Source organism: Mesorhizobium sp. ISC25 (assembly GCF_042295465.1).
In the GTDB taxonomy this organism is placed as follows: Bacteria; Pseudomonadota; Alphaproteobacteria; order Rhizobiales; family Rhizobiaceae; genus Mesorhizobium.
Map to the genome: position 1 here is coordinate 6,191,973 of NZ_CP135441.1, position 25,200 is coordinate 6,217,172.

At 63.8% G+C, this 25,200-nt stretch carries 26 protein-coding genes; 14 read left to right on the forward strand and 12 right to left on the reverse strand.

Annotated elements, in window-relative coordinates:
* Positions 1-108: 108 nt before the first annotated feature.
* Positions 109-1,518 carry an ATP-binding protein gene (locus tag RQ479_RS30470; RefSeq protein WP_376703471.1) on the reverse strand — a complete coding sequence of 470 codons (1,410 nt, stop codon included), beginning with the start codon at positions 1,516-1,518 and terminating at the stop codon, positions 109-111.
* Positions 1,515-2,231, reverse strand: a complete 717-nt coding sequence (locus tag RQ479_RS30475) for a response regulator (RefSeq protein ID WP_376703472.1) — start codon at positions 2,229-2,231, stop codon at positions 1,515-1,517. Before RQ479_RS30475 ends, RQ479_RS30470 begins: the two co-directional genes overlap by 4 nt.
* A gap of 237 nt (positions 2,232-2,468) precedes the next feature.
* Between RQ479_RS30475 and RQ479_RS30480 the strand changes: the two genes are divergently transcribed.
* The 3 genes from RQ479_RS30480 (at position 2,469) to clpS (ending at position 3,627) form a co-directional block, all read left to right on the forward strand.
* Positions 2,469-2,813 carry a hypothetical protein gene (locus tag RQ479_RS30480; protein WP_376706049.1) on the forward strand — a complete coding sequence of 115 codons (345 nt, stop codon included), beginning with the start codon at positions 2,469-2,471 and terminating at the stop codon, positions 2,811-2,813.
* 36 nt (positions 2,814-2,849) lie between these two features.
* Complete coding sequence (locus RQ479_RS30485; protein WP_352713203.1) at positions 2,850-3,065, forward strand: hypothetical protein; 216 nt, start codon at positions 2,850-2,852, stop codon at positions 3,063-3,065.
* 256 nt (positions 3,066-3,321) lie between these two features.
* Positions 3,322-3,627, forward strand: a complete 306-nt coding sequence (gene clpS, locus RQ479_RS30490; RefSeq protein WP_023679498.1) for an ATP-dependent Clp protease adapter ClpS — start codon at positions 3,322-3,324, stop codon at positions 3,625-3,627.
* Between the two features lie 40 nt (positions 3,628-3,667).
* On the opposite strand, the gene RQ479_RS30495 is transcribed toward clpS, so the two are convergent.
* From RQ479_RS30495 to RQ479_RS30510, 4 genes are read right to left on the reverse strand one after another with little or no spacing between them, the layout of a single operon-like run.
* A complete protein-coding gene (locus tag RQ479_RS30495; RefSeq protein WP_376703473.1) occupies positions 3,668-5,755 on the reverse strand; it encodes a hypothetical protein in 2,088 nt (695 codons plus the stop codon).
* A 3-nt stretch (positions 5,756-5,758) separates the two neighbouring features.
* On the reverse strand, positions 5,759-8,581 hold the full coding sequence (locus RQ479_RS30500; RefSeq protein WP_376703474.1) for a DUF4159 domain-containing protein: 2,823 nt from the start codon (positions 8,579-8,581) through the stop codon (positions 5,759-5,761).
* Complete coding sequence (locus tag RQ479_RS30505; protein WP_352466815.1) at positions 8,578-9,492, reverse strand: DUF58 domain-containing protein; 915 nt, start codon at positions 9,490-9,492, stop codon at positions 8,578-8,580. Before RQ479_RS30505 ends, RQ479_RS30500 begins: the two co-directional genes overlap by 4 nt.
* Positions 9,492-10,496 carry a MoxR family ATPase gene (locus RQ479_RS30510; RefSeq protein ID WP_352466816.1) on the reverse strand — a complete coding sequence of 335 codons (1,005 nt, stop codon included), beginning with the start codon at positions 10,494-10,496 and terminating at the stop codon, positions 9,492-9,494. Before RQ479_RS30510 ends, RQ479_RS30505 begins: the two co-directional genes overlap by 1 nt.
* 145 nt (positions 10,497-10,641) lie before the next feature.
* Here RQ479_RS30510 and RQ479_RS30515 point away from each other — a divergent pair, with 145 nt between their 5' ends.
* From RQ479_RS30515 to RQ479_RS30525, 3 genes are read left to right on the forward strand one after another with little or no spacing between them, the layout of a single operon-like run.
* Positions 10,642-11,271 carry a DUF1285 domain-containing protein gene (locus RQ479_RS30515; RefSeq protein WP_352466842.1) on the forward strand — a complete coding sequence of 210 codons (630 nt, stop codon included), beginning with the start codon at positions 10,642-10,644 and terminating at the stop codon, positions 11,269-11,271.
* Between the two features lie 13 nt (positions 11,272-11,284).
* A complete protein-coding gene (locus RQ479_RS30520; RefSeq protein ID WP_376703475.1) occupies positions 11,285-11,917 on the forward strand; it encodes a CoA pyrophosphatase in 633 nt (210 codons plus the stop codon).
* A complete protein-coding gene (locus RQ479_RS30525) occupies positions 11,914-13,182 on the forward strand; it encodes a CCA tRNA nucleotidyltransferase (RefSeq protein ID WP_376703476.1) in 1,269 nt (422 codons plus the stop codon). Before RQ479_RS30520 ends, RQ479_RS30525 begins: the two co-directional genes overlap by 4 nt.
* A 3-nt stretch (positions 13,183-13,185) precedes the next feature.
* Here RQ479_RS30525 and RQ479_RS30530 read toward each other — a convergent pair whose 3' ends face one another.
* The 3 genes from RQ479_RS30530 to hemF all read right to left on the reverse strand — a co-directional run bounded on the left by RQ479_RS30530 (position 13,186) and on the right by hemF (position 15,089).
* Complete coding sequence (locus tag RQ479_RS30530) at positions 13,186-13,371, reverse strand: DUF1059 domain-containing protein (RefSeq protein ID WP_292662162.1); 186 nt, start codon at positions 13,369-13,371, stop codon at positions 13,186-13,188.
* Positions 13,372-13,655: 284 nt separating this feature from the next.
* Complete coding sequence (locus tag RQ479_RS30535; RefSeq protein ID WP_352879080.1) at positions 13,656-13,916, reverse strand: DUF1344 domain-containing protein; 261 nt, start codon at positions 13,914-13,916, stop codon at positions 13,656-13,658.
* Between the two features lie 258 nt (positions 13,917-14,174).
* On the reverse strand, positions 14,175-15,089 hold the full coding sequence (gene hemF, locus RQ479_RS30540) for an oxygen-dependent coproporphyrinogen oxidase (RefSeq protein WP_352466818.1): 915 nt from the start codon (positions 15,087-15,089) through the stop codon (positions 14,175-14,177).
* 105 nt (positions 15,090-15,194) lie between these two features.
* On the opposite strand from hemF, the gene RQ479_RS30545 reads away from it, so the two are divergent.
* Positions 15,195-15,452, forward strand: coding sequence for a hypothetical protein (locus tag RQ479_RS30545; protein ID WP_023679487.1), 258 nt, complete (start codon positions 15,195-15,197; stop codon positions 15,450-15,452).
* On the opposite strand, the gene soxR is transcribed toward RQ479_RS30545, so the two are convergent.
* Positions 15,449-15,895: a redox-sensitive transcriptional activator SoxR gene (gene soxR / locus RQ479_RS30550; protein ID WP_352466819.1), complete on the reverse strand. Its 447-nt coding sequence runs from the start codon at positions 15,893-15,895 to the stop codon at positions 15,449-15,451. The two genes, RQ479_RS30545 and soxR, sit on opposite strands and share 4 nt — an antisense overlap.
* Before the next feature lie 170 nt (positions 15,896-16,065).
* Entirely contained in the window at positions 16,066-16,524 is a 459-nt protein-coding gene (locus RQ479_RS30555; RefSeq protein WP_352466820.1) for a tRNA (cytidine(34)-2'-O)-methyltransferase, read from the reverse strand.
* A gap of 283 nt (positions 16,525-16,807) precedes the next feature.
* Here RQ479_RS30555 and RQ479_RS30560 point away from each other — a divergent pair, with 283 nt between their 5' ends.
* Genes RQ479_RS30560 through RQ479_RS30575 form a run of 4 tightly spaced genes read left to right on the forward strand, consistent with a single transcriptional unit; the run spans position 16,808 to position 21,483 of the window.
* Positions 16,808-17,350, forward strand: coding sequence for a hypothetical protein (locus tag RQ479_RS30560; protein WP_376703477.1), 543 nt, complete (start codon positions 16,808-16,810; stop codon positions 17,348-17,350).
* Between the two features lie 26 nt (positions 17,351-17,376).
* A complete protein-coding gene (locus tag RQ479_RS30565) occupies positions 17,377-19,266 on the forward strand; it encodes an ABC transporter ATP-binding protein (protein WP_376703478.1) in 1,890 nt (629 codons plus the stop codon).
* A complete protein-coding gene (locus tag RQ479_RS30570; protein ID WP_352466823.1) occupies positions 19,263-21,146 on the forward strand; it encodes an ABC transporter ATP-binding protein in 1,884 nt (627 codons plus the stop codon). The genes RQ479_RS30565 and RQ479_RS30570 overlap by 4 nt, the downstream gene beginning before the upstream one ends.
* Before the next feature lie 22 nt (positions 21,147-21,168).
* Positions 21,169-21,483, forward strand: coding sequence for a DUF6665 family protein (locus RQ479_RS30575; protein ID WP_376703479.1), 315 nt, complete (start codon positions 21,169-21,171; stop codon positions 21,481-21,483).
* A 27-nt stretch (positions 21,484-21,510) separates the two neighbouring features.
* Here RQ479_RS30575 and RQ479_RS30580 read toward each other — a convergent pair whose 3' ends face one another.
* Complete coding sequence (locus RQ479_RS30580) at positions 21,511-21,867, reverse strand: cupin domain-containing protein (protein WP_376703480.1); 357 nt, start codon at positions 21,865-21,867, stop codon at positions 21,511-21,513.
* Positions 21,868-22,147: 280 nt separating this feature from the next.
* On the opposite strand from RQ479_RS30580, the gene petA reads away from it, so the two are divergent.
* From petA to RQ479_RS30595, 3 genes are all read left to right on the forward strand, one after another.
* Positions 22,148-22,708 (forward strand): ubiquinol-cytochrome c reductase iron-sulfur subunit, encoded by a 561-nt coding sequence (petA, locus tag RQ479_RS30585; protein ID WP_292662137.1) that lies wholly within the window; start codon positions 22,148-22,150, stop codon positions 22,706-22,708.
* A gap of 16 nt (positions 22,709-22,724) precedes the next feature.
* Positions 22,725-24,026, forward strand: a complete 1,302-nt coding sequence (locus tag RQ479_RS30590; RefSeq protein ID WP_376703481.1) for a cytochrome bc complex cytochrome b subunit — start codon at positions 22,725-22,727, stop codon at positions 24,024-24,026.
* Positions 24,027-24,115: 89 nt separating this feature from the next.
* The gene (locus tag RQ479_RS30595; protein WP_292662132.1) at positions 24,116-24,988 is read left to right on the forward strand and encodes a cytochrome c1; all 873 of its coding nucleotides are present in this window, start codon (positions 24,116-24,118) and stop codon (positions 24,986-24,988) included.
* Positions 24,989-25,200 lie beyond the last annotated feature (212 nt).

Genomic DNA, 25,200 nt, shown 5'->3' on the forward strand with positions numbered 1-25,200 from the left:
TGTTTTCCTCTGGAAGAACGAAACGGCTCGTAGCGTTTCTTCGCGCCCTGCGGTCCTGCCGGACATCTCCTCACAGTTGGGGAGGCTGGCAGTTTTACCGACCGCTCTCTACACCGCCAGCGGCAGGCGCAACTCCGACAGCAGGCCGCCGCCGGGGTGATTGGACAGGCTGACTTCGCCGCCGGCGCCGCGGGCGATATTGCGGGCGATGGTCAGGCCGAGGCCGAGGCCGCCGGTTTGGCGGTTGCGCGACTGTTCCAGGCGCACGAACGAGCCGAACACGGCGTCGAGCTCGGCCTGCGGTATGCCCGGACCCTCGTCGCGGATCGCCAGCGTGATGCTCCTGTCCGATTGACGCAGGCTGAGATGCGCCCTCTTGCCATAGGTCACAGCGTTCTGGACGAGGTTGGTGACGCAGCGCCGGAGCGCGACCGGCCGCGCGACGCAGATCAGGCCGCGCGAGCGCGTGTACTCATTGTCGAAGGAGACCTCCTCGAAGCCGTCTGCGATCGATTCCACCAGCGACCAGAAATCGATCCTCTCGCTCTTTTCCTCTGTCACTTCGAAGGTGGCGAAGTCGATGACCGAGCTGGCAATGCCTTCGATGTCGGCGAGGTCGTGCGCCAGCGCGGTGCGGACGATGGAATTCCTGAGCAATTCGAGGCGCAGCCGCATCCTGGTCAGCGGCGTGCGCAGGTCGTGCGCCAGTGCGGCAGCAAGATGCTCACGGTCCTCGACATAGGCGCGCAGCCTTGCCTGCATGGCATTGACCGCCTTTGCCGCGGTGCGCACCTCGCGGCTGCCGCTCTCGGCGATCGGCGGGCTCTTCAGATCCTCGCCGATCCGCTTCACCGCCGTTTCCATCATGCGATAGGGAGCCGTCAGCCGCCGCAGCGACCAGATCGAGCTCGCCACCACCAGCCCGGCGATCAAGGCATAGAGCGGCAGGCTCTCGAAGCTCAGTATCGGCCCGGCCGGTGTGTTCGGTTCGGTGAAGTTCAGCCATTGGCCGTCGGCAAAGCGAAGCGAAGCGGTCAGCTTGTCGCTCTGGGCGAAATCGGCGGCCAGCACCAGCAGGTCGCGCTCGACCTGGCCGATATCGGGACCGGCGACCGTCCCACCGGGAGCGTCGGCTTCGTGCGTTGCCGGGTCGCGGCGGACCCGCGCGTCGGTGATGCCGAACTTCGATAGCCGGCCGACCAATATGTCCTCCAATTCGGCCAGCTCGTCGTCGCCGGCTATCGAGGAAGTAACAGCTGGCGTGCTGGAAACGGTGAGCGCGTAAGTGGCGTTGAACAGGCCGGAGGCCGTCCCCTTGCGCTGTTCGGGGGTGGCGTCATGCATCAGCTGTACCAGCGAGAAGGCGCGGTCGTTGAGCCGATAGAGATCTACGACGTCATTGGCGGCGACACGGTCGCGCGAAACGATGTAGAGGGTCGCGATCTGGCTGATCAGCAGGCCGGCGATGACGATAAGCAGCACCCAGACCGGCAGCGTTTGCGGCAGAATGCGTCTCATTCGGAGGTCGTCTCAGGCAGGAACTGGTAGCCGCCGCTGCGCACGGTCAGGATCAGCTTCGGCGTTTTCGGGTCGTCCTCCATCTTGCGCCGCAGCCGGCTGACCAGAATGTCGACGCTGCGGTCGAAGCTGTAGCCGCTGTCGCCGCCGGACAGCTCAATGAGCTGCTCGCGGCTCAGCACGCGCTGCGCGCTCTTGACGAAGGTCTGCAGCAGATTGAATTCGGCCATCGTCAGCTCGATCCTGACGTCGCCGGGCGCCATCAGCCGGCGGCGCGAACAGTCCATCGTCCAGCCGGCGAAATGGTAGATCTGCCGCGAGGCGGCGCGTCGCGGTTCGGCGGCGCCATTGCGTCTCAAGACGGCCCGGATGCGTGCGAGCAGCTCGCGCGGATCGAAGGGTTTCGGCACGTAGTCGTCGGCGCCCATCTCCAGGCCGACGACGCGGTCGGTGGTCTCGGTGACCGCGGTCAGCATGATGATCGGTGTCGAATAATTGGCGCGCAACTCGCGGCAGAGCTCCAGCCCGCTCCTGCCGGGCAGCATGACGTCCAGAACGATCAGGTCGACCTGGGCGCGGCGCAGCACGGTCTCCATCTCGGTGCCGTCGGCGGCGACCGATGTATGCAGCCCTCGCTTCTGGAAGAATTCCTGAAGCAGGTCGCGAATGCCCTCGTCGTCGTCGACGATCAGTATGTGGGGGTCGGATTTCACAGGGAACCTGTCATTTGTGGATCGCCCAAGCCGTGCTTCGGCCGTCAGCCAGACGATAGAATTCAGGCCATAAGTTGGCCAGTGGAGATCGGCGGCTCGATCCGGGCTGCCCAGAAACAATCCAGAAACAAAATTCTACAATCCGGAAAAACTACCGAAAAAAATCAAAGGCATAAGTGGTGCCGTGGCGGTCAGGTCATCGGCTGCGACACGCGTTACGGGATTACGGACAGACCAATGCAAAGGTTCTCGATCAGTCTGATGGGTGCGTTGCTTTCCATTTCGCTCGTCACGGCCGCGGTTGAACAAGCCGACGCAAAACTGGCCGATGCGAAGGTGGCCAATGCAAAGGCGGCCGATGCAAAGGTGGCGACCACCCGCAGCGAGCGTTGCATCGATCTGAACCGCCAGTTTGACGAAGCCCTCGAAACCCATGCCGCGGCAACGCAGGTCACCGCGGCGAAAGCACTTCAAAGAAAGGGAAACCGGTTCTGCGCCAACAAGAAACAGGCACAGGGAATCCGGATGCTCGCGAACGCTTTGAAGCTGCTTGGAGTGAGACCGATCGATCCCGTTCAGTGACACTCAATCCGATCTGCACAAAAAGGAAGTGAAGCCATGAAAAAGTCCCTGCTCTCCGCCCTCGGTCTCGCTATCGCGCTGGCCTTCTCGATGCCGGTTCTCGGTGCCAGCAGCGCCAATGCCGCGACCACCACCCCGGCTGCGACGACAACGACGACCGCTGCGCCGGCCAAGGCCGTGAAGAAGGTCGCTGCCAAGAAGACCGTCAAGAAGCACAAGAAGCACGCGGTCAAGGCAGCTCCGAAGGCCTGATCAAGCGACATCTTTCTACCCTATGAGAAGACCGCTCCAGTTGCGATTTGCCTGGAGCGGTCGTCTTTTTGTTGCGTGCAGACAATAGGGCCAGTCCCGGCCCACACCCTCCGTTGAACGCCAGACGGCAGTTCCCACATAGGCACGGACTTTTGAACTGCGCCCGCCGGGAAGCCGATCGCGCGCGGTTGAATGGACGACCGCTTTTGCCCATGTCAAAATGACCGCAAAGCTGTCGTACGCAATTGCCGGTCCAATGCCTGAAATCACGACAAAACCCCGTACCAGCACGAAGCCGAAGGTCGAACGGCCGAAGCTCTACAAGGTCATCCTGGTCAATGACGATTTCACGCCGCGCGAGTTCGTCGTGACGGTGCTGAAGGCCGAGTTCAAGCTCAGTGAAGACCAGGCGCATAGGATAATGATCACTGCGCACCGGCGAGGCGTCTGCGTTGTCGCCGTCTTCACCAGGGATGTCGCCGAGACCAAGGCGGCGCGGGCAACCGATGCCGGCAAGGCCAAGGGCTACCCGCTGATGTTCACGACGGAGCCGGAGGAGTAGGGCTCCTCCCTCGCCCCGTTTGCAGGGAGAGAGAAGGGAACTACCGCCCTTCGCGGTACCACATCGAGCCCATCGCCAGAAGCAGCAGGCCGAGGCCGAGGAAGCCGCCGAACAGCGGCACGCGCGAGACGGCCTTGAGCACGCTATCGTCAGTGGTGCGCAGGCCGATCCAGTCATTGCCGGAAGCTGCACCCGAGGAACGGACTGGGACGACGGAGGGCAGCGTGACCGTGCTGGTGAGAGTGCCAAGTGTCGAGGCCGGCGCCAGCCGGCGAACGCTGCCGCCAGTTGCCTCAGCCGGTGGTTTCAGCCGGTTTTCGGTGGAGACGACGTCGGTGAATTCCGGCGCGTTGACCGGCCCGACATGGGCCAATGCCGTCAGGTCGCCATTGCCGACCTGATAGAGACCGATTTCGCTGGTCTCGACGCTGCCGAGGAAGACGCCTGGCTCGGACTTCTCAAGCCTGACGATCAGTGCCTTGCCGGACGGCGTGATGACTTGCGCCGGGCCGGGATCGTCACTCATCGTCTGGCGGCGGATCTCCAGCACCATGCCGCGGCCGTCGGCGGTCAGCCGCTCCTCCTCGAGTTCGGGCTCCTTCATCAGCCAGTGGGCGATGCGCCGGTAGAGTTGGACATGCGGCCCGCCGCCCTCGAAGCCGCGCGCCCACAGCCAGCCCTGGTCGGACAGAAGCATGCCGACGCGGCCTTCGCCCTTGCGGTCGAGCAGCAGCAGCGGCCGGTTGTCGGCGCCCTTCATCACCACCTCGCCCTCGGGGTTCTCGACGCCGATGGTGCGGAACCAGCGGCTCCAGTGCGGCGGCTCGGTCGCCGAGCCATCAAGCCCGCGCGTTACTGGATGACGCTGGCCGGTATCGGTGAGGCGCGGATAGAAGGCCTTGTCGATGACCTCGCCGGTCGGCATTGCCGGCAGCGCCGACATCAGCGGCGTGCGGGCGATCGAGCTTTCGCCGGCGTATTCGGGGCCCGCCGCGATTAGCAGCGCGCCGCCTTTTTCGACATATTCGGAGATGTAGTCGTAATAGAGGATCGGCAGCACGTCGCGGTGCTGATAGCGGTCGAAGATAATCAGGTCGAAATCCTTGATCTTCTCGACGAACAACTCGCGCGTCGGGAAGGCGATCAGCGACAATTCGTTGATCGGCGTACCGTCCTGCTTTTCCGGTGGGCGCAGGATGGTGAAGTGCACGAGGTCGACCGAAGCGTCGGATTTCAGCAAATTGCGCCAGGTGCGCTCGCCTGCATGCGGTTCGCCGGAAACAAGCAGCACGCGCAGATTTTCGCGGATGCCGTCGATCAGCGCGATGGCGCGGTTGTTGGTGTCGGTAAGTTCGCCCGGCTCGTGGTTGATGGCGAGTTCGACGATGTTGCGCCCGGCGTTGGGAATGGTCACCTGCAGCGGCATCGCCTGGCCGATGTTGGCGTGCTCGACCGATACCTGCTCGCCATTGACCGATACGCGGACGTCGACCGGGCCGGTTTCGTTGTTGGTGGCAATGACGCGATAGGTCATGTCGAGCGGCTTGCCGACGAGGCCGAAACGCGGCGCATTCTCGAAGCGGATGCGGCGGTCTTTTTCATGGTCGTTGCCGGTAATCAGCGCATGCAGCGGGGCATTGAAGTCGGGCGCGCCGGGTGGCGCGTCATGGACCTCGCCATCGGTAATCATGATGGCGCCGCCAATGCGCGACGGCGGCACGTCGCGGAAAGCATTTTCGAGCGAGGAAAACAACCGCGTCTCGGTGCGCTCGTCGGCGGCTTCGGACTTGCCGGCTTCGACGACACGGACGTCGAACTGCTTGAAGCGGCCTAGACGCTGCTGAAGCCCGGCCAATGCCGTGTCGGTCTGCTTGGTGCGGTCGCCGATATCCTGGCTCTGACTGCGGTCGACGACGACGGCGACGATGCTTTTCAGTGGCTCGCGTTCTTCGTCGAGGAACACCGGATTGAGCAGCGCCGCAGCCAGAGCAATCAGGGCTGCCAGGCGGAAGACCGCGCCGCGCTGGCGAAACCAAACGCCGACCAGCGCCAGCAGCAGCAGCGGCACCACAACCGCTGCGAGCAGCGGCCAGGTGATGAGCGGTTCGAAGGCGAGTGACCAGTTCATGGCCTATTGCCCCAGCCGTTCGAGCAGCACCGGGACGTGCACCTGGTCGGATTTGTAGTTGCCGGTCAGCATGTACATCATGATGTTGACGCCGGCGCGCAGCGCATAGATGCGCTGCATCGGATCCGACGGCACGGTCGGCAATAGCGGGTCGCCATTCTCGTCGACGGCCCAGGCGCCGGCGAAATCATTGGCGGTGATCATGATCGGCGAAACGCCGTCGCCGGTGCGCACCGGGCGGTTCTCGGTGTTGCTGGCTTCAAGCGATGCCTCGACCCAAAGCGGGCTGCCGGCAAAACGGCCGGGAAACTCCGGAAGGATGTAGAAGGATTTGGTCAGCACGTGGTCCGACGGCACCGGTTCCAGCGGTGGCACGTTGAGGTTGCCGAGGATGTCGCGCAGCCGCTCCGTTGCCGGGCTGGTCGAATCCGCACCAATGCCATTGGCGAACTGGTCGCGGGTGTCGAACAAGACAGTTCCGCCCTGCTGCATGTAGGCGTCGATGCGGGCGATGGCGGCCTCGCTGGGCATCGGGGCCGAGGGATCGATCGGCCAGTAGATCAGCGGATAGAAGGACAGTTCGTCCTTCGAAATGTCGACGCCGGCCGGTGCTCCGGGTTCGAGCGCGGTTTTTTCGATGAGGAAGCGGGCCAGGCCTTCGAGCCCGGCGCGGCTGATCGAATCGACACCCGGCTCGCCGGTCAGCACGTAGGCGATCCGGGTCTTTGAAATGTCCCCGATCGCCTCCGTATCTTCCGGTTTGGCGTCATCGGCGCGCGCGACGTCCGCGTGGCCAATCAAGGCGCCGAGCGCAATCAGCAGGACGGCTGCCGTCGCCGCAGCGCCGCCACGGCGCGGCCGGCGCGACAACAGGCCGCCCATCCAGAATACGGCAAGCGTGTCGAGCACCATCAGCACCAGGGCCGCCGTGACCAGCGGACCTTTGAGGTTGCGCTGCTCGTCGAAGGCATACTGGATGGTGGTGACCGGCACGGTGATTTCAGGCCGGGCCAGCGGCGTGAATGCGCTGTCGCCAACGAGCAGATTGTGAGCGAACACTCCCGTCTCGGAGCCGTAGAGGCCGGGCGGGTTTTCCAGCGTCACCGGCAGCGGGCCGGCGCCGGGCACCAGCGGCCTGGCATCGGGCGTCGGCGGCACCAGCGTGCCGTCGGCGGCGATCATGCGATAGGGTGCCAGCGACGTGGCGGCGGCCTCGGCATTGGCGACCGCCGCGCCCTGGTTGCGCGACAGTTGCACGATGCGCCGCAGCATCTCGACGAAGCTGCCGGAGATCGGCAGGTTGGACCACGTCGCCTCGGGGGTGACGTGGAACAGCACGAGGGTGCCCTTGTCCTTCTTCATCCCGGTCACCAGCGGCGTACCGTCGGCAAGCGTGGCCCAGGTGCGCTCGACGATGTCGGGCGTCGGTTCGGCCAGCACCTGCCTGGTGACGGTGACCTCGGTGGGCGGCGCGAGGTCGGCGAAGGGGCCGGTTTTCGGGAATTCAGTGACCGGCTGCGGTGCCGTCCATGACAGCGCGCCGCCAAGCGATCGCTCGCCGGTACGCAGCCGGACCGGCAGCAGATCGTCGTCATTGCCGGCAGCCGCCAGCCGCGAACCGGCAAAACGCACCAGCGTGCCGCCCTTGTCGACCCAGTCGACCAGCCTTCGCCGTGCCTGTTCCGGAATGGTGCCGACATCGGCCATGACGATCATCGCCGGTTTCTGGTCGAGCAGTTGCGGGATGGCATCGGCGAGATCGACGCTCGACGGCTCGACGAGATCGGCGAAAGGCTGCAGGGCGCGGCGGATGTAGTAGAGCGGCGACAGCAGCGGTTGCGCCTGGTCGGCCTCGGCCTGCGACAGCAGCCCGACGCGGCGGCGTTTTGAGCTCTCATCGAGCACGCGGACGGCACCGGCCTGGCGCTCGCCATCGAGCGCGATGTAGGCGAAGTCGTTACGCAGTTCGAACGGGACCGCCATCGTGCTGGTGGCGGTGGTTCCGCCCGGGGCGAAGGTCAGCGTCGCGTCGGCGATGCGGCGGCCCTTGTCGTCGAAGGCGCCGGCCGTCACCTGTGCAGGTGCCGGATCGCCCGGTGCGCGGATAGCGGTCAGGGCGAAGCCGTCGACCTGGTTGTCGGCGCCGGTCAGGCCGGTCAGCGACAGCCGGTCGGAGACGGCCCAGACGACGCGTGCCGCATTCTTCGACAACAGCGTGTTGAAGGCGGCTTCGTCGCCTTGCGCCGCCAAGCCATCGGCGAGCACTGCGACGCTGGCGCCCGGCAGCGACTCCAAGGCTGACGCGACGCGGGCGTAGACGGCGGGGCGGTCGGTCGGGATCGGCCGCGGCTTTGCCGCGCGCAGCCGGTCGAGCGCGGCAGCGGCATCGAAGGGACCGATCTCGGCATTCGGCTTCTCGGCAGTGAAAGCGATGAGCACCGGCACGCCGTTCGAATTGGCATCGGCGATCAGCCGCTCGGCGGTGGCGACGCGCTTGCCCCAGTCGGCGGCACTTGCCCAGTCATTGTCGATCACCAGCGCCAAGGCGGCGCCCTCGGCCGGCAGCTTTTCGCGCGGGTTGAAGACGGGTTCGGCAAGTGCTGCTACGATAAGCGCGGCCATCAGCAGCCTGAGCAGCGTCAGCCACCAAGGGCTCTGCTGCGGCGTTTCTTCGCGCCTCAGCACACGGGCGAGAATCCTGAGCGGCGGAAACACTTCGGTTTGCGGCCTGGGCGGGGTCAGGCGCAGAAGCCACCAGATCACCGGCAGCGCCAGCAGGCCCCACAGCACCATCGGCGCCCCGAAAGAGAGAGGCAGCCAACTCATGCGCGGGCCCTCCCGGCAAAGCTGCCCTCGGCGGTCATCGCCATATGGATGCGCACCAGCGCCTCGGAGGCAAGGCGATCGGTATGATTGACGGTAAAGCTCCAGCCAAGCCGTTTGCACCAGGCGGCCAGTTCCTGGCGGCGGGCGGCATAAAGCAGGCGATATTCCTCGCCCAGCATTTCGGCGCGGCCGGCGGTCAGCTTGTCGCCGGTCTCAGGATCGGTGAATTCGGTGCGCCCGGCATAGGGGAAGCTTTCCTCGGCCGGATCGGCGACCTCGATCAGATGTGCGCGCACGCCGTGGCGGGCGAGCACGTCCAGCCAGGCCATGGTGTCCTCGACCGGGTCGAGGAAATCGCTGACGAGGACGATGTCGCAGAAGCGGCGAATGCCGGACAGGTCGGGCTTTGCCGGCAGGTCGGCGGCGTGCATCAGTTGCGCCGCGATGCGCTCGGCCCCATTGCGGGCGGTGAACGGGTCGGTCAGGCCCGGCCAGGCAATGCGCTCGCCGCTGCGCGACAAAAGCTCGGCCATGGCCAGCGCCAGCACCAGGGCGCGCGATTCCTTGGAAACGCTGGCTCCGGTCGATTTGTAGAGCATGGAGGGCGAGGGGTCGGCCCACAGCCACACCGTATGGGCGGCCTCCCATTCACGGTCGCGGACATAGGTGTGGTCGTCGCGAGCGGAACGGCGCCAGTCGATGCGCGAGGAATCGCCTTCGACATAGGGCCGGAACTGCCAGAAATTCTCGCCGATGCCGCGCTTGCGGCGGCCATGCCAGCCGGCAATTACCGTGTTGACGATGCGGCGCGCCTCGACCAGCAGGTCCGGCACCAACGAAGCCCGCAACCGGCCTCTGGCGAGCGCATCGCGCGTCGCTGCCGGTGCCTGCGCTTCACCGATGCGCGCCATCAAATCCCTTTCGCGAGCTTCGCCACAATATCGCGAACCGTGGTGCCCTCGGCGCGGGCGGCGAAGGTCAGCGCCATGCGGTGCTGCAGCACCGGCTCGGCCAGCGCGCGGACGTCGTCGACCGACGGCGCCAACCGGCCGTCATAGAGGGCGCGGGCGCGGGCGCACAGCGTCAGCGCCTGACTGGCGCGCGGGCCTGGGCCCCAGGCGACGTGCTTGTCGGTATCGGCGTTGCCCTGGCCGGGGCGCGCCGAACGCACCAGCTTGAGGATCGCCTCGACGACGCTTTCAGGCACCGGCATGCGGCGGATGAGCGTCTGGATGTCCTTCAGCCGCGCCGGCTGCAGCACGTTTTCAGCCTTGGCATCCTCGATGCCGGTGGTTTCCAGCAGGATGCGGCGCTCCGCCTCGATCTCGGGGTAGAGGATGTCGACCTGCATCAGGAAGCGGTCGAGCTGCGCTTCCGGCAGCGGATAGGTGCCTTCCTGCTCCAGCGGGTTCTGCGTCGCGAGAACATGGAACGGTGACGGGAGGTCATGGCGCACGCCGGCAATGGTGACGTGGTATTCCTGCATCGACTGCAGCAGCGCCGACTGGGTACGGGGCGAGGCGCGGTTGATCTCGTCGGCCATCAGCAGTTGCGCAAAGATCGGCCCGGAAATGAAGCGGAACGAACGCTTGCCGAATTCATCTTGCTCCATCACTTCTGAGCCGAGAATGTCGGATGGCATCAGGTCGGGCGTGAACTGGATGCGGCGCGAATCGAGGCCGAGCACGATGCCCAGCGTTTCGACCAGCTTGGTCTTGGCGAGGCCGGGCACGCCGACCAGCAGTGCATGGCCGCCGGCCAGCAATGCAACCAGCGTGCGCTCGACGACACTTTCCTGGCCGAAGATGACCCGGCCGACGCCGTCGCGGATTCTCGAAATGTCGGCCAGCGCCTTCTCGGCCTGTGCCACCATGTCCTTTTCGCTGATCGGGCTTTCCTTGATCATAACGCTCATGCAGCATCGATCCTTCTGGTTGGAAATACCGCTTGGCACCTTGGGTGCCGCAGAATGCCGCGATTCGGCCTCGCATGGCGCCTGCAATGAACTTAAATCACAGACTTAGGCTGACAAGCGGAACAACAGTGACTATTTCGTGACCATGACGGAAGCCGCCGACCATCGTGAAGAGAGCCTGACGGCCGCGACCGAGGCGCGCGGGCTGGAGGCGCTGGTCTCGCGCGCGACGCGCGCCGGCAAGGGGCAGGCGCCGGTGGAACGCTGGAATCCGGCGTTTTGCGGCGATCTCGACATGGAGATCAAGCAGGATGGCACCTGGTTCTATCTGGGAACGCCGATCGGCCGGATGCCGCTGGTGCAGCTTTTTTCCTCGGTGCTGCGCAAGGACGAGGACGGTAGGACCTACCTGGTGACGCCGGTGGAAAAGGTCGGGATCCGCGTTGCCGACGCGCCCTTCATTGCCGTCGAGATGGACGTGTCGGGCGCCGGCGACGGACAAATCATCACCTTTCGCACCAATGTCGGCGACGTGGTCGAGGCTGGGGCGGGGCACCCGCTGCGCTTCGTCGATGAGGACGAGACAGGTGGCCTGAAGCCCTACGTGCTGGTGCGCGGGCGGCTGGAGGCGCTGGTGGCGCGGCCGGTGATGTACGAGCTGGTCGAGCACGGCGAAGAGATCGACATCGATGGCAAGACGACGTTTGCCGTCCGTTCCAAAGGCGAGGTCTATCCAATCATGCCGGCTGAGAAACTGAAACGGCTGAGCGCATGATGGACCGCCTATGATGGATCAGGTGACGCCGTTGCCGTTTTCCGCTGCCGGGTTTCGCCAGCGCGTCGCGGAGCAGCCGCTGGCGCATGCCGGCGACGATTTTGGCGACCACCGCTTCAATCCGGGCCATCCCAGGCTGAAGCTGGCCAAGGCGCTGCGCGATGCCGCCGTGCTGATCCCGGTGATCGATCATGGCCATGAAGCCACGGTCCTTTTGACCAGGCGGGCGGAAAAGCTGCGCAACCATTCGGGGCAGGTGGCTTTCCCCGGCGGAACCGTCGATCCAACCGATGCGAGCCCGGAAGCGGCGGCATTGCGCGAGACATTCGAGGAGATCGGTCTCGATAGGGATTACATCGAGATCATCGGCCGTCTGCCGGACTACGTCTCCGGCAGCGGCTATCGCATCGCCCCGGTGCTCGGGATTGTGCGGCCCGGTTTCAGCCTGACGCTGAATTCGGACGAGGTCGATGCCGTCTTCGAGGTGCCGCTGGGCTTTCTGATGGAGCCCGCCAACCACACCAGAGACAGTCGCATGTGGAACGACCTCGAATGGTTCTTTTACGAGATGCCCTATGGCGGCCAGCGCATCTGGGGCGTCACCGCGGGCATCATCCGAACGCTTTATGAAAGGCTCTATTCGTGAGCAATCCGGTGTCGATCGCGGGCAAGGCCGGCTGGCTCGGCGAAAGCCACCTGCAGCGCCTGCTCGCCGCGCTGACTGATGGCGGCGAGGAGGCACGCGTCGCCGGCGGTGCCGTGCGCAACGCGCTTATCGGACAGCCTGTCGCCGACATCGACATTGCCACCACCACGGTGCCTGAGGAAACCATCCGGCGCGCCGAGGCGGCGGGCTTCAAGACGGTTCCGACCGGCATCGAGCATGGCACCATCACCGCGGTCGCCCACGGCAAGGCCTATGAGGTCACCACGCTGCGTGCCGATATCGAAACCGACGGCCGGCGCGCCAAAGTGTCGTTCGGCCGCGACTGGAAAGCCGACGCTGAGCGGCGCGATTTCACCATCAATGCACTCTATGCCGAAGCTGACGGAACGGTCGTCGATCTGGTCGGCGGTATCGCCGATATCGAAGCGCGGCGGCTGCGCTTCATCGGCGATCCGGAAGCGCGCATCCGCGAGGATTATCTGCGCATCCTGCGTTTCTTCCGTTTCTTCGCCTGGTATGGCGACGGCAGGCCGGATGCCGAAGGATTGAAGGCTTGCGCCCGGCTGAAGCCGGGGCTCGACCAGCTCTCGGTCGAGCGTGTCTGGTGGGAATTGAAGAAATTGCTGTCAGCGCCAGATCCGTCGCGGGCGCTGCTGTGGATGCGCCAGGCCGGCGTTCTGACCGCCGTTTTGCCGGAAAGCGAGAAATGGGGCATCGATGCGATGCATGGGCTGATCAAGACCGAGAAGGATCTGGCCTGGGCGCCGGACCCGCTGCTCAGGCTGGAAGCCATCGTGCCGCCGGATGCCGCGCGCATGAAAACGCTTGCCGAGAGATTGAGGCTTTCCGTGAGCGAGGCAAGCCGCCTGCGGCATTGGGCGATCACGGCTGCCGTCGATCCGAAAACGACCGAAGGAGAGTTGGCGAAAAGGCTTTATTTTGGCGACCGCCAAGGCTTTGTCGATCGGTTGCGGCTGTCGCTCGCTTCCGCTCGTGCCCGCGCGGTCGAAGACAATGACGCACTGCTCGAAGCCGGCGGCTTCTCGCGCCTGCTTGCCTTCGCCGCAAAATGGCAAAACCCTGTTTTTCCGCTCAAGGGCGCCGATCTGACGACACTTGGCGCATCACCGGGGCCGAAGCTTGGTGCAACGTTGAAGAATCTCGAAAAGGAATGGGTCGAGTCCGGTTTTGCGCTTGATCGCGGCGCGCTGCTCAAGCGCGCCGCAGAGGCACTCGAATCCTAACCGTCACGCTGCGTCGCGAGCCTTTTCGATGCGCGAGCGGATCGCCTCGATCATCGTCTCGCGGATCACCGTCTCGCCGTGCGTCTCGCGCAGATGCTCGACGGCACGGCGCATGACCTCAGCCTCCTCCTCGGCGCGTGTGTGCCACTCGCAGCCGGGTACGAGCGACCCGCAATGGAATTCCTTCATCGGCTTCTCCTCATTTCCTCCTTGGAGCGCCGCGCCGCGCAATGACACGGTAGCTCCAGACCTTTGACCTCGCACATGATCCGGAACCGGATTCCGGTATCGGGATTACACGCTGGCCGGCTAAGCATAACACGATCGAACGGTTTTGGTTGCCTTAGAGCGCCGCGCGTCCAAGCTGACACGCGGCCCCCTAGTGATCGGGTTGCGAAAAGGCGGAGCAGCGCTGCTCCGCCCTCTTACGCTACCCAGGACGCAAGACCTCGTCTTGCTTCAGCGGGCAGGCATCACTTCACGATCTTGACCGCCTCGGCAATTTTGTCCTTGCCGTTCATATCCCACGTGACGCGGACCTTTTCGCCGACCTTCAGGCCAGGATCCTTGAAGGTCTGGGGCAACGTAAAGGTGGCTCCGTTATCCAGAACCAGGCTCATCGCCGTTCCATCAAAGCTTTTGATCGTGCCGGTGGTGTGCTTGACCGCAGCGAATGCGGCAGTACCAGAGGCGAGAACGGCAGCGGCGGCTGCAGTCATAATAAGCTTGCGCATGGCATGCTCTCCTGGAAAATGCGGGCACCCGCTTGGGAAAGGTGCCCCATTCGATCATGGGCCGTCCGGTCACGTCGGGTCGCGGATCTCGGGAGTAAAGAACCGCCGGCGTTTCCCGGCCCGACGCGACAAATAACCCAATCTTTTGAATAGAATATTAGACGAAAAAGATATTTTCTGGCGCGCGTTGCGCCACATTCGCCGTCAAATTCTGGGGATTTGGACCCGATTGCGGCTCACGTTGCGCTCACCGAGATTTTACGGCCATTTCACCTCAGGCGGCAGGCTGGACAGGATCGACGCGACATTGCCGCCGGTCTTCAGCCCGAAGATGGTGCCGCGATCGTGAAGCAAGTTGAATTCGACATAGCGGCCGCGGCGGATGAGCTGCTCGTCACGGTCGCCATCGGTCCAGTTATCATTGAAGTTGGCGCGCACCAGATGTCCGTAGACGACGAGAAAAGATCGCCCGACGTCCTGGACGAAGTTGAAATCGGCGTCCCAGCCGCCTTTGTCCTCGCCCGAATGCAGCCAGTCGAAGAAGATACCGCCGGTACCGCGTGGCTCGTCGCGGTGCGGCAGATAGAAGTACTCGTCGCACCAAGCCTTGAATTTCGCGTAGTCGGCGATCGCCGCGTTCTTCTCGCAGGCAAATTGCATCGCCCTGTGGAAGGCGATCGTGTCGGGGTCGTCCTGGCTGCGGCGGCGGTCGAGCACCGGTGTCAGGTCGGCGCCGCCCCCGAACCACTGGCGCGAGGTGACGACCATGCGCGTGTTCATATGCACGGCCGGCACGTTGGGGTTCCACGGATGGGCGATCAGCGAGATGCCGCTCGCCCAGAAGGACGGGTCCTCTTCGGCGCCCGGCATCTGCTTCCTGAATTCGGGCGAGAACTCGCCATGGACGGTCGAGGTGTGGACGCCGACCTTCTCGAAGACGCGGCCGTGCATCATCGACATGATGCCGCCGCCGCCCTTGCCGGCCTCGCGTTGCCACGGCGTCTTTTCGAAGCGGCCGGGCGACCAGCTGGCCTGCGGCCCGTGCAGGTCCTGCTCGATCTGCTCGAAGCTGGCGCAGATGCGCTCGCGCAACGTCTCGAACCACAGCCGTGCCTTCATCTTCTTCTGTTCGATGTCGGCTGGCAGCCCCGCCGGTATCTCGGGTCGTTGCAAATCCTGTCTCCGGTTGCGGGGCGTACCCCGACAAATGACTCGTCTTTTCCGGCCGCGATCCCTAATCTCTTAGGTGCAAGGGTCAAGTGTGAATGGAGTTCTTTCGTGCGCACCCCGGCAAGACCGCCGCTGGATGGCCTGAAGAAGAGGCTCGACCGTTCACGCGCCGAGAACGCGCGCATGCCGCGCGACGGATTTCTGCGCGAGACCTTCGTGCTGCCGCGCTCCGATGCTCGTCTCAAGGCGAAGGAATGGTTCGAGCGCTTTCCCAAGCAGGCCTATTGGACCGAGATCGAGAGCTGGTTCGAGCGGCCGGGCGACGTCATCGAATTCACCATCAGGCGGCTGCCGGCGGCGGATTAACGCTCGATCAGCAAACGTCTCGCTCCCGGCCCCCGGGTGCTCAGCCGGTCGCCCTTGTTCCTCAGCGGGCATTTGTCGATCGACATGCAGCCGCAGCCGATGCAGTCGGTCAGGCCATCGCGCAGCTTCTTGAGCTGGGCAATCTTCTGGTCGAGCTCGTCGCGCCAAGCCGTCGAAAGCAGGTTCCAATCCTCGCGCGTCGGCGTTCGGCCTTCGGGCAATGATCGAAGTGCGGCGCCGATCTCGGCCAACGAAATGCCGACCTCCTGCGCTACCTTGATGATCGCCACACGTCGCAGCACGTCGCGGCCGTAACGCCGTTGGTTGCCTGATGTGCGGTGGCTGCGGATCAGCCCGCGTGCTTCGTAGAAATGCAGCGCCGACACCGCCACGCCGCTGCGCGTGGCCACTTGGCCGACTGTTAATTCCGTTGCCGCAGCCATCTCCGATTTTCCGCTTGACCTCAAGTTAAGTTGAGCTTGTAGCGAAGAAGCCTCGAAGATGCAAACGGCAGGAGAAGGCGATGTGCGTCTGGATGAGAATGACCGGAGAGGACGCAGTGTTGCGTGAGGACGACGCCTTAGTCGCTGCGGCCGGCGATCACGTACACATCCTAGCGGAGCTGCCGGATCGCCTCGGCCGCCACCATCGCAACGGAAAGCGCGACGTTGATGCTGCGCGCGCCGGGCTGCATCGGGATGATCAGTCGCGCATCCGCCGCCTCGTGGACGGCATCCGGCACGCCTGCGGATTCGCGGCCGAACAGGAGAATGTCATCGGTGGCGAAGACGAAATCCGTGTAGGCGACAGCGGCTTTGGTCGACAGCAGCACCAGCCGCCGCTTGCCAAGTTTGCGCCAGTCCTCGAAGGCGTGCCAGTCGACATGCCGGGTGAGCGCCGCCATTTCGAGGTAGTCCATTCCGGCCCGTTTCAGCGCCCGGTCACTGAGCGGGAACCCCGCCGGTTCGACGATGTCGACGCCGAGACCGAGGCAAGCGGCGAAGCGCAGGATTGTCCCGGTGTTGCCGGCGATATCAGGCTGGTAGAGCGCGATGCGGAGACGGTCGTTCATTTCCGCGTCTTTCTAATAAGTGGCAGATCAGCCACAGAGCTCTCGCGGTTTTGGAAATTCCTGGACTGGCGGGTGGTCATTTTCTGCGAAGTCGGTTATATGGCCAGCATTGTCAACCCGAACCGATGGAGGGGTAATTCATGATGGCCATGCACATCCACCACCCCTCTCGTGGGCTTACCAGCCCGACGGCGGATTCGGCACGACGATTCTCCTGACTTTCTAGACTTCAATCGCACCGATTCCCGCCGAAACCTTTTTCGGCCTTTGAAGGAATCCTGCGATGTTTTTCAAGCTGTGGAAGGGGCTGAACGCCCCACCTGAACACACTTCGACCGATGTGACCTTTGCCGCGCTGCGCGTGCCCGCGGCCTGGGTTGGTTCACCCTTCTATCTGCATCTTCAACTGGAGGACGGACCGATGTTCGATCCCTGTAGAATACCCGGCTCAAGAAGCCTGCACGAGCGCAAGACTGCGACCTGGGCGCTTTTGATCGGCGAGACCTACTCGTCAGCGGTTCACGCCGAGACCCGCCAGCGCCCGCATCGCGGCATGCTGCCGGACGTCGATTTCTCGCGCGCCGTTCCGGACCATAGCCGGCCGTCGCTGGTGCGCCGGATCATCAGGCTGATCCGGCCTGGTGCAAAAACCGGCTCGAAAATCCGGATCGTCAAAACGTCGTCAGCATCGTCAAACGAGACTGTCGGCGAAAGGCCCGCGACAACCTATATAGCGCGAAGCAGGACCGGCGAGGCGGACGATTCCGTATCGCCGGTCCTTGACGCCATGCGGTCTGGGCACCTCGTCCGTTCCCGTGCCGCGTGAGCGGAACCAATATTGTGAGCATCACTATGTTTAGCTGGTTTGAAAAAAGGCTCGATCCGTTCCCTGCCAAGGAGCCGGTCGAGCCGCCAAGGACACTGATCGCCTTCTGCGTGCATTATACGCGCGGCGCGTGGCCCTACATCGCTCTCGATGCGGTGCTGGTGACGGCCATCGCGCTTGCCGAGGTGTGGATGTTCGGCTTCATGGGCCGGATCGTCGACTGGCTGTCGGCGCAGAATCGCGAGACGTTCCTGCAGACCGAGAGCTTGAAGCTGGCCGGCATGGCCTTCATCGTGGTTTTCGCGCTGCCGGCGACGGTCTGGTTCCATTCGCTGCTCAACCAGCAGACGCTGATGGGCAACTATCCGATGCGCATCCGCTGGCAGGTGCATCGCTATCTGCTCAAGCAGTCGATGAGCTTCTATCAGGACGAGTTCGCCGGACGCATCGCGACCAAGCTGATGCAGACGGCGCTCGCGGTGCGCGAATGCGTCATCAAGCTCATCGACGTCCTCAATTATATCGTCGTCTATTTTCTTGGCATGCTGTTCATCGTCGGCTCGTCAGACTGGCGGCTGGCTGCGCCGCTTGCCGTCTGGCTTGCCGGCTATGTCCTGCTGTTGCGCTATTTCATCCCGCGGCTGGGCAAGGTCGGCGAGGAGCAGGCCAATGCGCGCTCAACCATGACCGGCCGGGTCGTCGACAGCTACTCCAACATCCAGACGGTCAAGCTGTTCTCGCATGCGCGGCGCGAGGCATCCTTCGCCAAGGACGGTATGGCCGGCTTTCTCGACACGGTTTACCGATCGATGCGGTTGGTGACGCAGCTCTACGGCCTGCTCTACGTCCTGAATTCGCTGCTGTTGTTTTCGGTCACCGCAATCTCGCTATGGCTGTGGCTCGGCCAAGCCGTGACGATCGGCGCGGTCGCCCTGGTCATCGGCCTCGTGCTTCGGCTCTGGGGCATGTCGCAATGGATCATGTGGGAGATGTCCACGCTGTTCGAGAATATCGGCACGGTGCAGGACGGCATCGCCTCGATCTCGCTGCCGCGCCTCGTCGAAGACCGGCCTGGCGCCAAGGATATTGCCGTGACCAAGGGGGAGATCCGTTTTGAGGACATCCGCTTCCACTACGGCAAGCAGAAGGGCGTGATCGAAAGCCTGTCGCTGACGATGAAGCCGGGCGAGAAGGTCGGCATCGTCGGCCGTTCGGGTGCCGGCAAGTCGACGCTGGTCAATCTTCTGTTGCGCTTCTACGACCTCGAAAGCGGCAAGATCCTGATCGACGGCCAGGACATCGCGGCGGTGGCGCAGGACTCGCTGCGCGCCCAGATCGGCATGGTCACGCAGGACACCTCGCTGCTGCATCGCTCGGTACGCGAGAATATCCTCTATGGCCGGCCGGACGCCAGCAACGAGATGCTGATCGAGGCGGCGCGGCGCGCCGAGGCGCTGGATTTCATTGCTGGATTGTCGGATTCGAGCGGCCGCAAGGGTTTCGACGCGCATGTCGGCGATCGCGGCGTCAAATTGTCCGGCGGCCAGCGGCAACGCATTGCCATTGCCCGCGTCATGCTGAAGGACGCGCCGATTCTCATTCTCGACGAGGCGACGTCCGCGCTCGATTCCGAGGCCGAGGCGGCCATCCAAGAGAACCTCTACAAGCTCATGCAAGGCAAGACCGTCATCGCCATTGCGCACCGGCTGTCGACGATCGCAGCCATGGACCGCCTCGTCGTCATGGACAAGGGCCGCGTCATCGAGGAAGGTTCGCATGTGGAACTCGTTGCCATAGGCGGGCTCTACGCCCAGCTTTGGCAGCGCCAGTCGGGCGGCTTCCTGCTCGACGACGGCCCCTCTGTCAACGATGCAGCCGCCAACGATGCACTCGCCAAGGGTGAAGCCGCCGAATGATGACTGCCATCTACCGCTGGTTCGAGAACTGGGTCTATCCATTCCGGGAGCCCGCGGACCTTCGGCCACCTGCCGGCGTCAGGGGTTTCCTCTGGCACTATGTCGGGCAGGCGAAGATCGCCTTCTTCGCCATGCTGGTGATCGGCGGCATCGCGCCGCTGGTCGAAGCCGGATTGTTCTATTTCGTCGGGCGGCTGGTCGACATCCTCGACCAGCTTCCAGGCGAACGCAGCTGGCACGCGCTGTGGACTGCCGCCGGCCCGGAACTTGTCTTCATGATTGCCGTGGTGCTGGTCATCCGCACCATCGTCGTCGGCCTGTCGGCGCTGGTTGACGAGCAGACGATCACGCCGGGTTTCTACAATCTGGTGCGCTGGCAGGCGCATCGCCATGTCTCGCGCCAATCCTACGCCTTCTTCCAGAACGACTTTGCCGGACGTATCGCGACCAAGGTCTGGCAGGCGGGACAGGCGACCGGCGATCTGATGGAAAGCTTCATCGAGGTCGTCTGGTTCATGGTCGTCTATACGGTGACGACGCTGGCGCTGGTCGCCGGGCTCGACCTCCGGCTGGCGGTGCTGGTGGTGATCTGGATTACCGCCTTCGGCCTGCTGGCCAGACGCTATGTGCCGGCGATCCGCAAGCATGCCGAAGCCACCGCCGAAGCCGGCTCGATGATCACCGGCCGCATCGTCGATTCCTATTCGAACGTGCAGACGCTGAAGCTGTTCTCGGCCGATGGCGACGACCGCTATATCAGGAACGGCTTCGACATCTATCTCGACGCGCTGCGCCCGTTCACCCGCCGGCTGACCGGCGTGCGCATGGCGCTGACGATGCTGTCGGGCATCATGATCACGGCGATCGCCTGCTTTGCCGTTTATCTCTGGGTCGAGGGCTCGATCACGGTCGGCGCCGTCGCCTTCACGCTGTCGTTGGTGTTGCGGCTGAACATGCTGCTCGGTCGGCTGATGATGCAGCTCAACAGCATATTGCGGAACCTCGGCGTGCTGGAAAACTCCAAGGCGCTGATCTCGCAGCCGCTCGGCCTGACCGATGCACCGGACGCGAAAGAGCTTGTCATCGGCGGCGGCCGCATCGACGTAAGCAACGTCGAGTTCCACTACGGCAAAGGGTTCGGCGTGCTCAACGGCATCGACTTGGTGGTGCGGTCGGGCGAAAAGGTCGGGCTGGTCGGACCGTCCGGCGCCGGCAAGACGACCTTGGTCAATCTGATCCTGCGCCTCTACGATCTTGAGAGCGGCAAGATCGCCATTGACGGGCAGGACGTTGCCAGGGTCACGCAGAACTCGCTGCGCGCCAATATCGGCGTTGTTAGCCAGGATACGGCACTTTTCCACCGCTCGCTGCGCGACAACATCAAGCTCGGCATGCCGGAAGCGACCGACGCCGAGGTGGTCGCGGCAGCGGAGAAGGCCGAGGCGCACGAGTTCATCCTCGGTCTGCGCGACAATCGCGATCGTATTGGCTATGAGGCCTATGTCGGCGAGCGCGGCGTCAAGCTCTCCGGCGGCCAGCGCCAGCGCGTGGCGATCGCCCGCGTCTTCCTCAAGGATGCACCGATCCTGGTGCTCGATGAGGCGACCTCGGCGCTCGATTCCGACATCGAGGCGGCGATCCAGGAAAATCTGGCAAGGCTGATGGAAGGCAAGACGGTCATCGCCATCGCGCATCGGCTGTCGACCATTGCGGCACTCGACCGGCTGGTGGTGCTCGACGAGGGCCGCATCGTCGAGCAAGGCACGCATGACGAGTTGGTCGGGCTCGACGGGCTCTATGCAAGGCTGTGGAAGCGGCAGTCCGGCGGCTTCCTGTTCAACGAGGAGAGCGCGCTGGCCGAGACCCGGCCGGCGGAGTAGTTTCTAAAAACCGGAGTAGACCATGGCGGTGAGAATGCCATCGAATTTCGGACGGTCCGGCGCGCAGGAGAGCGCGTTGGACCTGCTTGGCCATGAAATCCTCGGCGAGAAGGCGGCCGCGCTCGGCCGCGCCGGCCGGCGCGTCGAGGAAACATTGACGAGGCTGCGCGAGAATTGCGACAGCGACGATCGAGCCCGGCTGCTCAGGGATGCAGCCGAAGCGGTGCAGGGGTATTTCATCCAGCGCGAACTCTGCGGCTTGCGCAAGCACGACGCGGTGATCCGGGAATACAACATTCCCAAGGCCGTGCTGGCCAGGCTCGGCGCCAGCGCATGATCCGAACCGGAACTGGTTTGGGAACCGTTATTCCAGCCACTCGGTGATGAAGCTGCCGTTCTCGTGTATGTCGGTGGTTTCCAGCGGGCCTGGCCCGAGATTGGTGAATTTGTGCGGCGTGCTCGGCGGTACGACCAGGATCTGGCCGGCTGTGGCCTCGATCTGCCGGTCGCCGACGGTGAACAGACCGGTCCCGGTCCGGATGATAAAAATCTCGCAATAGGGATGGCTGTGCAGCCTGGGGCCGCCGCCGATCTCGGGCAGGTGGTTGAAGATCAGGCAGCTGCGGGAGCCGTAAGCTCCGCCTTGCAGCTCGCCCTGCCAGTGGTCGGGCCAGCGGTCGGGCGCTTCGGCCCATTTGTCGCGGTCTATGACATGCGCCATAGGCCGAGGATAAACCGGGCCAGCGCCAGCTGTCGAGGCGAACGCAGCCATTTGGTTTTGCTGCTGTTTTCCAATCGTTCCGCCGTGCGAATTACGCCCCCGCGACAATCTGCCCTTGTGCCTTCACCCGTCTGGACAAAAACAGGCTTCACGCATAAACCCAAGTCCAAATGCCGGAGGAATTCGCTAGCCTGTTCGCCATGCGCTGTCCGGCCGGCGCGATTGAGCGGGGAACAAGGCTCGGCCGCCGGCACCGAAGAGGCGAAAGGATCAGGCACCCGTGAGCGCAACCGACACCCAGGATCCCAACCGTCGTGATTTTCTCTACATCGCCACCGGCATGGCCGCAGTGGTCGGCGCGGGCGCCGTTGCCTGGCCGTTCATCGACCAGATGCGCCCGGATGCCTCGACGCTGGCCCTCGCCTCGGTCGAGGTCGACGTCTCTTCGCTGACGCCGGGAATGTCGCTCGTCGTGAAGTGGCGCGGCAGGCCGGTGGTCGTGCGCAACCGCACCGAAAAAGAGATGAAGGACGGCGAGGCGGTCAATCTCGCCGAGCTCAAGGATCCAATCGCCCGCAACGCCAACCTGCCGGCCGACGCGCCGGCAACCGACGCCAACCGAACCACGCCGGGCAAGGAAGCCTGGATGGTGATGGTCCAGGTCTGCACCCATCTCGGCTGCATCCCGCTCGGCCAGGAAGGCGATTTCGGCGGCTGGTTCTGCCCGTGCCATGGTTCCGTATACGATACTGCCGGCCGCATCCGGAAGGGGCCAGCGCCCGAGAACATGGCGGTACCGGTGTTCCAGTTTATTTCCGACACCAAGATCCGTATCGGCTGAGGCAGGGGATATTTCCATGAGCGAGGGACACTCGACCTATACGCCCAAGACCGGCATCGGACGCTGGTTCGATTCGCGCATGCCACTGCCGCGGCTGGTCTATGACAGCTTCATCGCCTATCCGGTGCCGCGCAACCTAAACTATGCCTGGACCTTCGGCGGCATCCTTGCGCTTATGCTGGTGGCGCAGATACTGACCGGTATCGTGCTGGCCATGCATTATGCGGCCGACAGCACTCTCGCCTTCGATTCGGTCGAGAAGATCATGCGCGACGTGAATTCCGGCTGGCTGCTGCGCTACCTGCATTCGAACGGCGCGTCGTTCTTCTTCATTGCCGTCTACATCCATATCTTCCGTGGCCTCTACTACGGCTCCTACAAGGCGCCGCGCGAGTTGCTGTGGATCCTCGGCTGCATCATCTACCTGCTGATGATGGCGACCGGGTTCATGGGCTATGTGCTGCCCTGGGGCCAGATGAGCTTCTGGGGCGCCACCGTCATCACCGGCTTCTTCACCGCCATCCCGCTGGTCGGTGACTGGATCCAGCAGCTTCTCCTCGGCGGCTTCGCCGTCGACAATCCGACGCTGAACCGCTTTTTTGCGCTGCATTACCTGTTGCCGTTCATGATCGCCGGCGTCGTCGTGCTGCACATCTGGGCGCTTCACGTTGTCGGCCAGAACAATCCGACCGGCATCGAAGTCAAATCGAAGACCGACACGCTCGCCTTCACGCCTTACGCGACCATCAAGGACGGGTTCGGCATGATCGTGTTCTTGTTCGTCTTCGCCTATTTCGTCTTCTACCTGCCGAACTATCTCGGCCATCCGGACAATTACACCGTGGCCAACCCGCTGAAGACGCCGGCCCACATCGTCCCGGAATGGTACTTCCTGCCGTTCTACGCGATCCTGCGCGCCATCACCTTCAATATCGGGCCGATCAACTCCAAACTTGGCGGCGTGCTCTGCCTTTTCGGGGCGATCGTCATGCTGTTCCTGGTGCCGTGGCTCGACACCTCAAAGGTGCGCTCGGCGGTCTACCGGCCCTGGTATAAGCTGTTCTTCTGGCTGTTCGTAGCCGATTCCATCCTGCTGGGCTGGCTGGGCTCGCAGCCGGCCGAGGGCAGCTATGTGTTCATGGCGCAGATGGCGACGTTGTTCTACTTCGCCTTCTTCCTGGTAGCGCTGCCGGTGCTCGGGCTGATCGAAAAGCCGCGGCGGCTGCCGAATTCGATCACCGAGGCGGTGCTCGAGAAGAACAAGGGCGGCGGTGGACATCCTGCCGGCGCCACGGCCGCGCCGGAAACCAAGGGCTGAGCATGATTCCGAAAAGTGGAAACCGGTACTCGGACAAGGTCATGCTCGAGACGGTGACAGCGCGTCAGAGAATCTCAAGGGGATTTGGCATGAAGAAGATTCTCACCTCGCTGGCGCTGCTTGGCCTTGTGGCCGCGGGCATTGGGGTCGCGGGCACTGGAGCCAACGCCCAGGAAGAGGCGCACAATGAGGCGGCGCCGACGCATTTCCCGATACACGAACCGAAGGAAATGGATTGGAGCTTCGCCGGGCCGTTCGGCACCTATGACAAGGCGCAGCTGCAGCGCGGGCTGAAGGTCTATAAGGAAGTCTGCTCGGCCTGCCATTCGATGAATTTGGTGGCGTTCCGTACACTGGAGGGCCTTGGCTATTCGGATGCGCAGATCAAGACGCTGGCGGCCGAATATACGATCCATGACGGACCGAACGATGCCGGCGACATGTTCGATCGTCCCGGCAAGCCGTCCGACCATTTCCCAGCGCCGTTCCCCAATGCGGAAGCGGCGGCGGCGGCAAATGGCGGCGCAGCACCGCCCGACATGTCGCTGTTGGCCAAGGCGCGCGGCATCGAGCGCGGCTTCCCGCGCTTCGTGTTCGATATCTTTACCCAGTATGCCCAGGGCGGTCCCGACTATATCCACTCGCTGCTGACCGGCTACGACCAGCAACCGCCGGCGGGCATGGTCATACCGGAAGGTACGCACTACAATCCGTACTTCCTGTCCGGCGTGTCGCTGAAGATGCCGAAGCCGCTCTCCGACGGCCAGGTTACTTATGATGACGGCGCGCCGCAGACGGTCGACCAGTATTCGCGCGACGTGTCGGCCTTCCTGATGTGGGCCGCCGAGCCGCATCTCGAGGACCGCAAGAAGACCGGCTTTCGTGTACTGGTCTTCCTGCTGCTGTTCGGCGCCCTGGTCTACCTGACCAAGCGCAAGGTGTGGGCCGGAGTGGCGCACTGAACCCTGCGACATACGAGAGTGCGAGGGCGTCGAAAGGCGCCCTTTTCATTGCAGGCATATTCGATTCATCGCAGCCGGCGCGGAGCGGGCCCTTTGCCGGACAATTTTCCGTCAGGCGTCACATGGCGGTAGCCGGACTTAGCTGCGCCGGGTTACGATTGGCCAATTCCTTTCACGTCTTTAGCCGAATCTGAATGGCCCGGAGAGCCGCT

Excerpts from the sequence above, each read along its gene's own strand:
- RQ479_RS30530 (WP_292662162.1), bottom strand. The coding sequence starts at position 13,371 with ATGAAGGAATTCCATTGCGGGTCGCTCGTACCCGGCTGCGAGTGGCAC.
- RQ479_RS30500 (WP_376703474.1), bottom strand. The coding sequence starts at position 8,581 with ATGAGTTGGCTGCCTCTCTCTTTCGGGGCGCCGATGGTGCTGTGGGGC.
- RQ479_RS30565 (WP_376703478.1), top strand. The coding sequence starts at position 17,377 with ATGTTTAGCTGGTTTGAAAAAAGGCTCGATCCGTTCCCTGCCAAGGAG.
- RQ479_RS30555 (WP_352466820.1), bottom strand. The coding sequence starts at position 16,524 with ATGAACGACCGTCTCCGCATCGCGCTCTACCAGCCTGATATCGCCGGC.
- RQ479_RS30590 (WP_376703481.1), top strand. The coding sequence starts at position 22,725 with ATGAGCGAGGGACACTCGACCTATACGCCCAAGACCGGCATCGGACGC.
- soxR (WP_352466819.1), bottom strand. The coding sequence starts at position 15,895 with ATGGCTGCGGCAACGGAATTAACAGTCGGCCAAGTGGCCACGCGCAGC.
- RQ479_RS30535 (WP_352879080.1), bottom strand. The coding sequence starts at position 13,916 with ATGCGCAAGCTTATTATGACTGCAGCCGCCGCTGCCGTTCTCGCCTCT.
- RQ479_RS30515 (WP_352466842.1), top strand. The coding sequence starts at position 10,642 with ATGACGGAAGCCGCCGACCATCGTGAAGAGAGCCTGACGGCCGCGACC.
- RQ479_RS30505 (WP_352466815.1), bottom strand. The coding sequence starts at position 9,492 with ATGGCGCGCATCGGTGAAGCGCAGGCACCGGCAGCGACGCGCGATGCG.
- clpS (WP_023679498.1), top strand. The coding sequence starts at position 3,322 with ATGCCTGAAATCACGACAAAACCCCGTACCAGCACGAAGCCGAAGGTC.
- RQ479_RS30560 (WP_376703477.1), top strand. The coding sequence starts at position 16,808 with ATGTTTTTCAAGCTGTGGAAGGGGCTGAACGCCCCACCTGAACACACT.
- RQ479_RS30495 (WP_376703473.1), bottom strand. The coding sequence starts at position 5,755 with ATGAACTGGTCACTCGCCTTCGAACCGCTCATCACCTGGCCGCTGCTC.
- RQ479_RS30570 (WP_352466823.1), top strand. The coding sequence starts at position 19,263 with ATGATGACTGCCATCTACCGCTGGTTCGAGAACTGGGTCTATCCATTC.
- RQ479_RS30575 (WP_376703479.1), top strand. The coding sequence starts at position 21,169 with ATGGCGGTGAGAATGCCATCGAATTTCGGACGGTCCGGCGCGCAGGAG.
- RQ479_RS30520 (WP_376703475.1), top strand. The coding sequence starts at position 11,285 with ATGGATCAGGTGACGCCGTTGCCGTTTTCCGCTGCCGGGTTTCGCCAG.
- RQ479_RS30580 (WP_376703480.1), bottom strand. The coding sequence starts at position 21,867 with ATGGCGCATGTCATAGACCGCGACAAATGGGCCGAAGCGCCCGACCGC.
- RQ479_RS30510 (WP_352466816.1), bottom strand. The coding sequence starts at position 10,496 with ATGAGCGTTATGATCAAGGAAAGCCCGATCAGCGAAAAGGACATGGTG.
- RQ479_RS30485 (WP_352713203.1), top strand. The coding sequence starts at position 2,850 with ATGAAAAAGTCCCTGCTCTCCGCCCTCGGTCTCGCTATCGCGCTGGCC.
- RQ479_RS30595 (WP_292662132.1), top strand. The coding sequence starts at position 24,116 with ATGAAGAAGATTCTCACCTCGCTGGCGCTGCTTGGCCTTGTGGCCGCG.
- RQ479_RS30470 (WP_376703471.1), bottom strand. The coding sequence starts at position 1,518 with ATGAGACGCATTCTGCCGCAAACGCTGCCGGTCTGGGTGCTGCTTATC.
- RQ479_RS30480 (WP_376706049.1), top strand. The coding sequence starts at position 2,469 with ATGCAAAGGTTCTCGATCAGTCTGATGGGTGCGTTGCTTTCCATTTCG.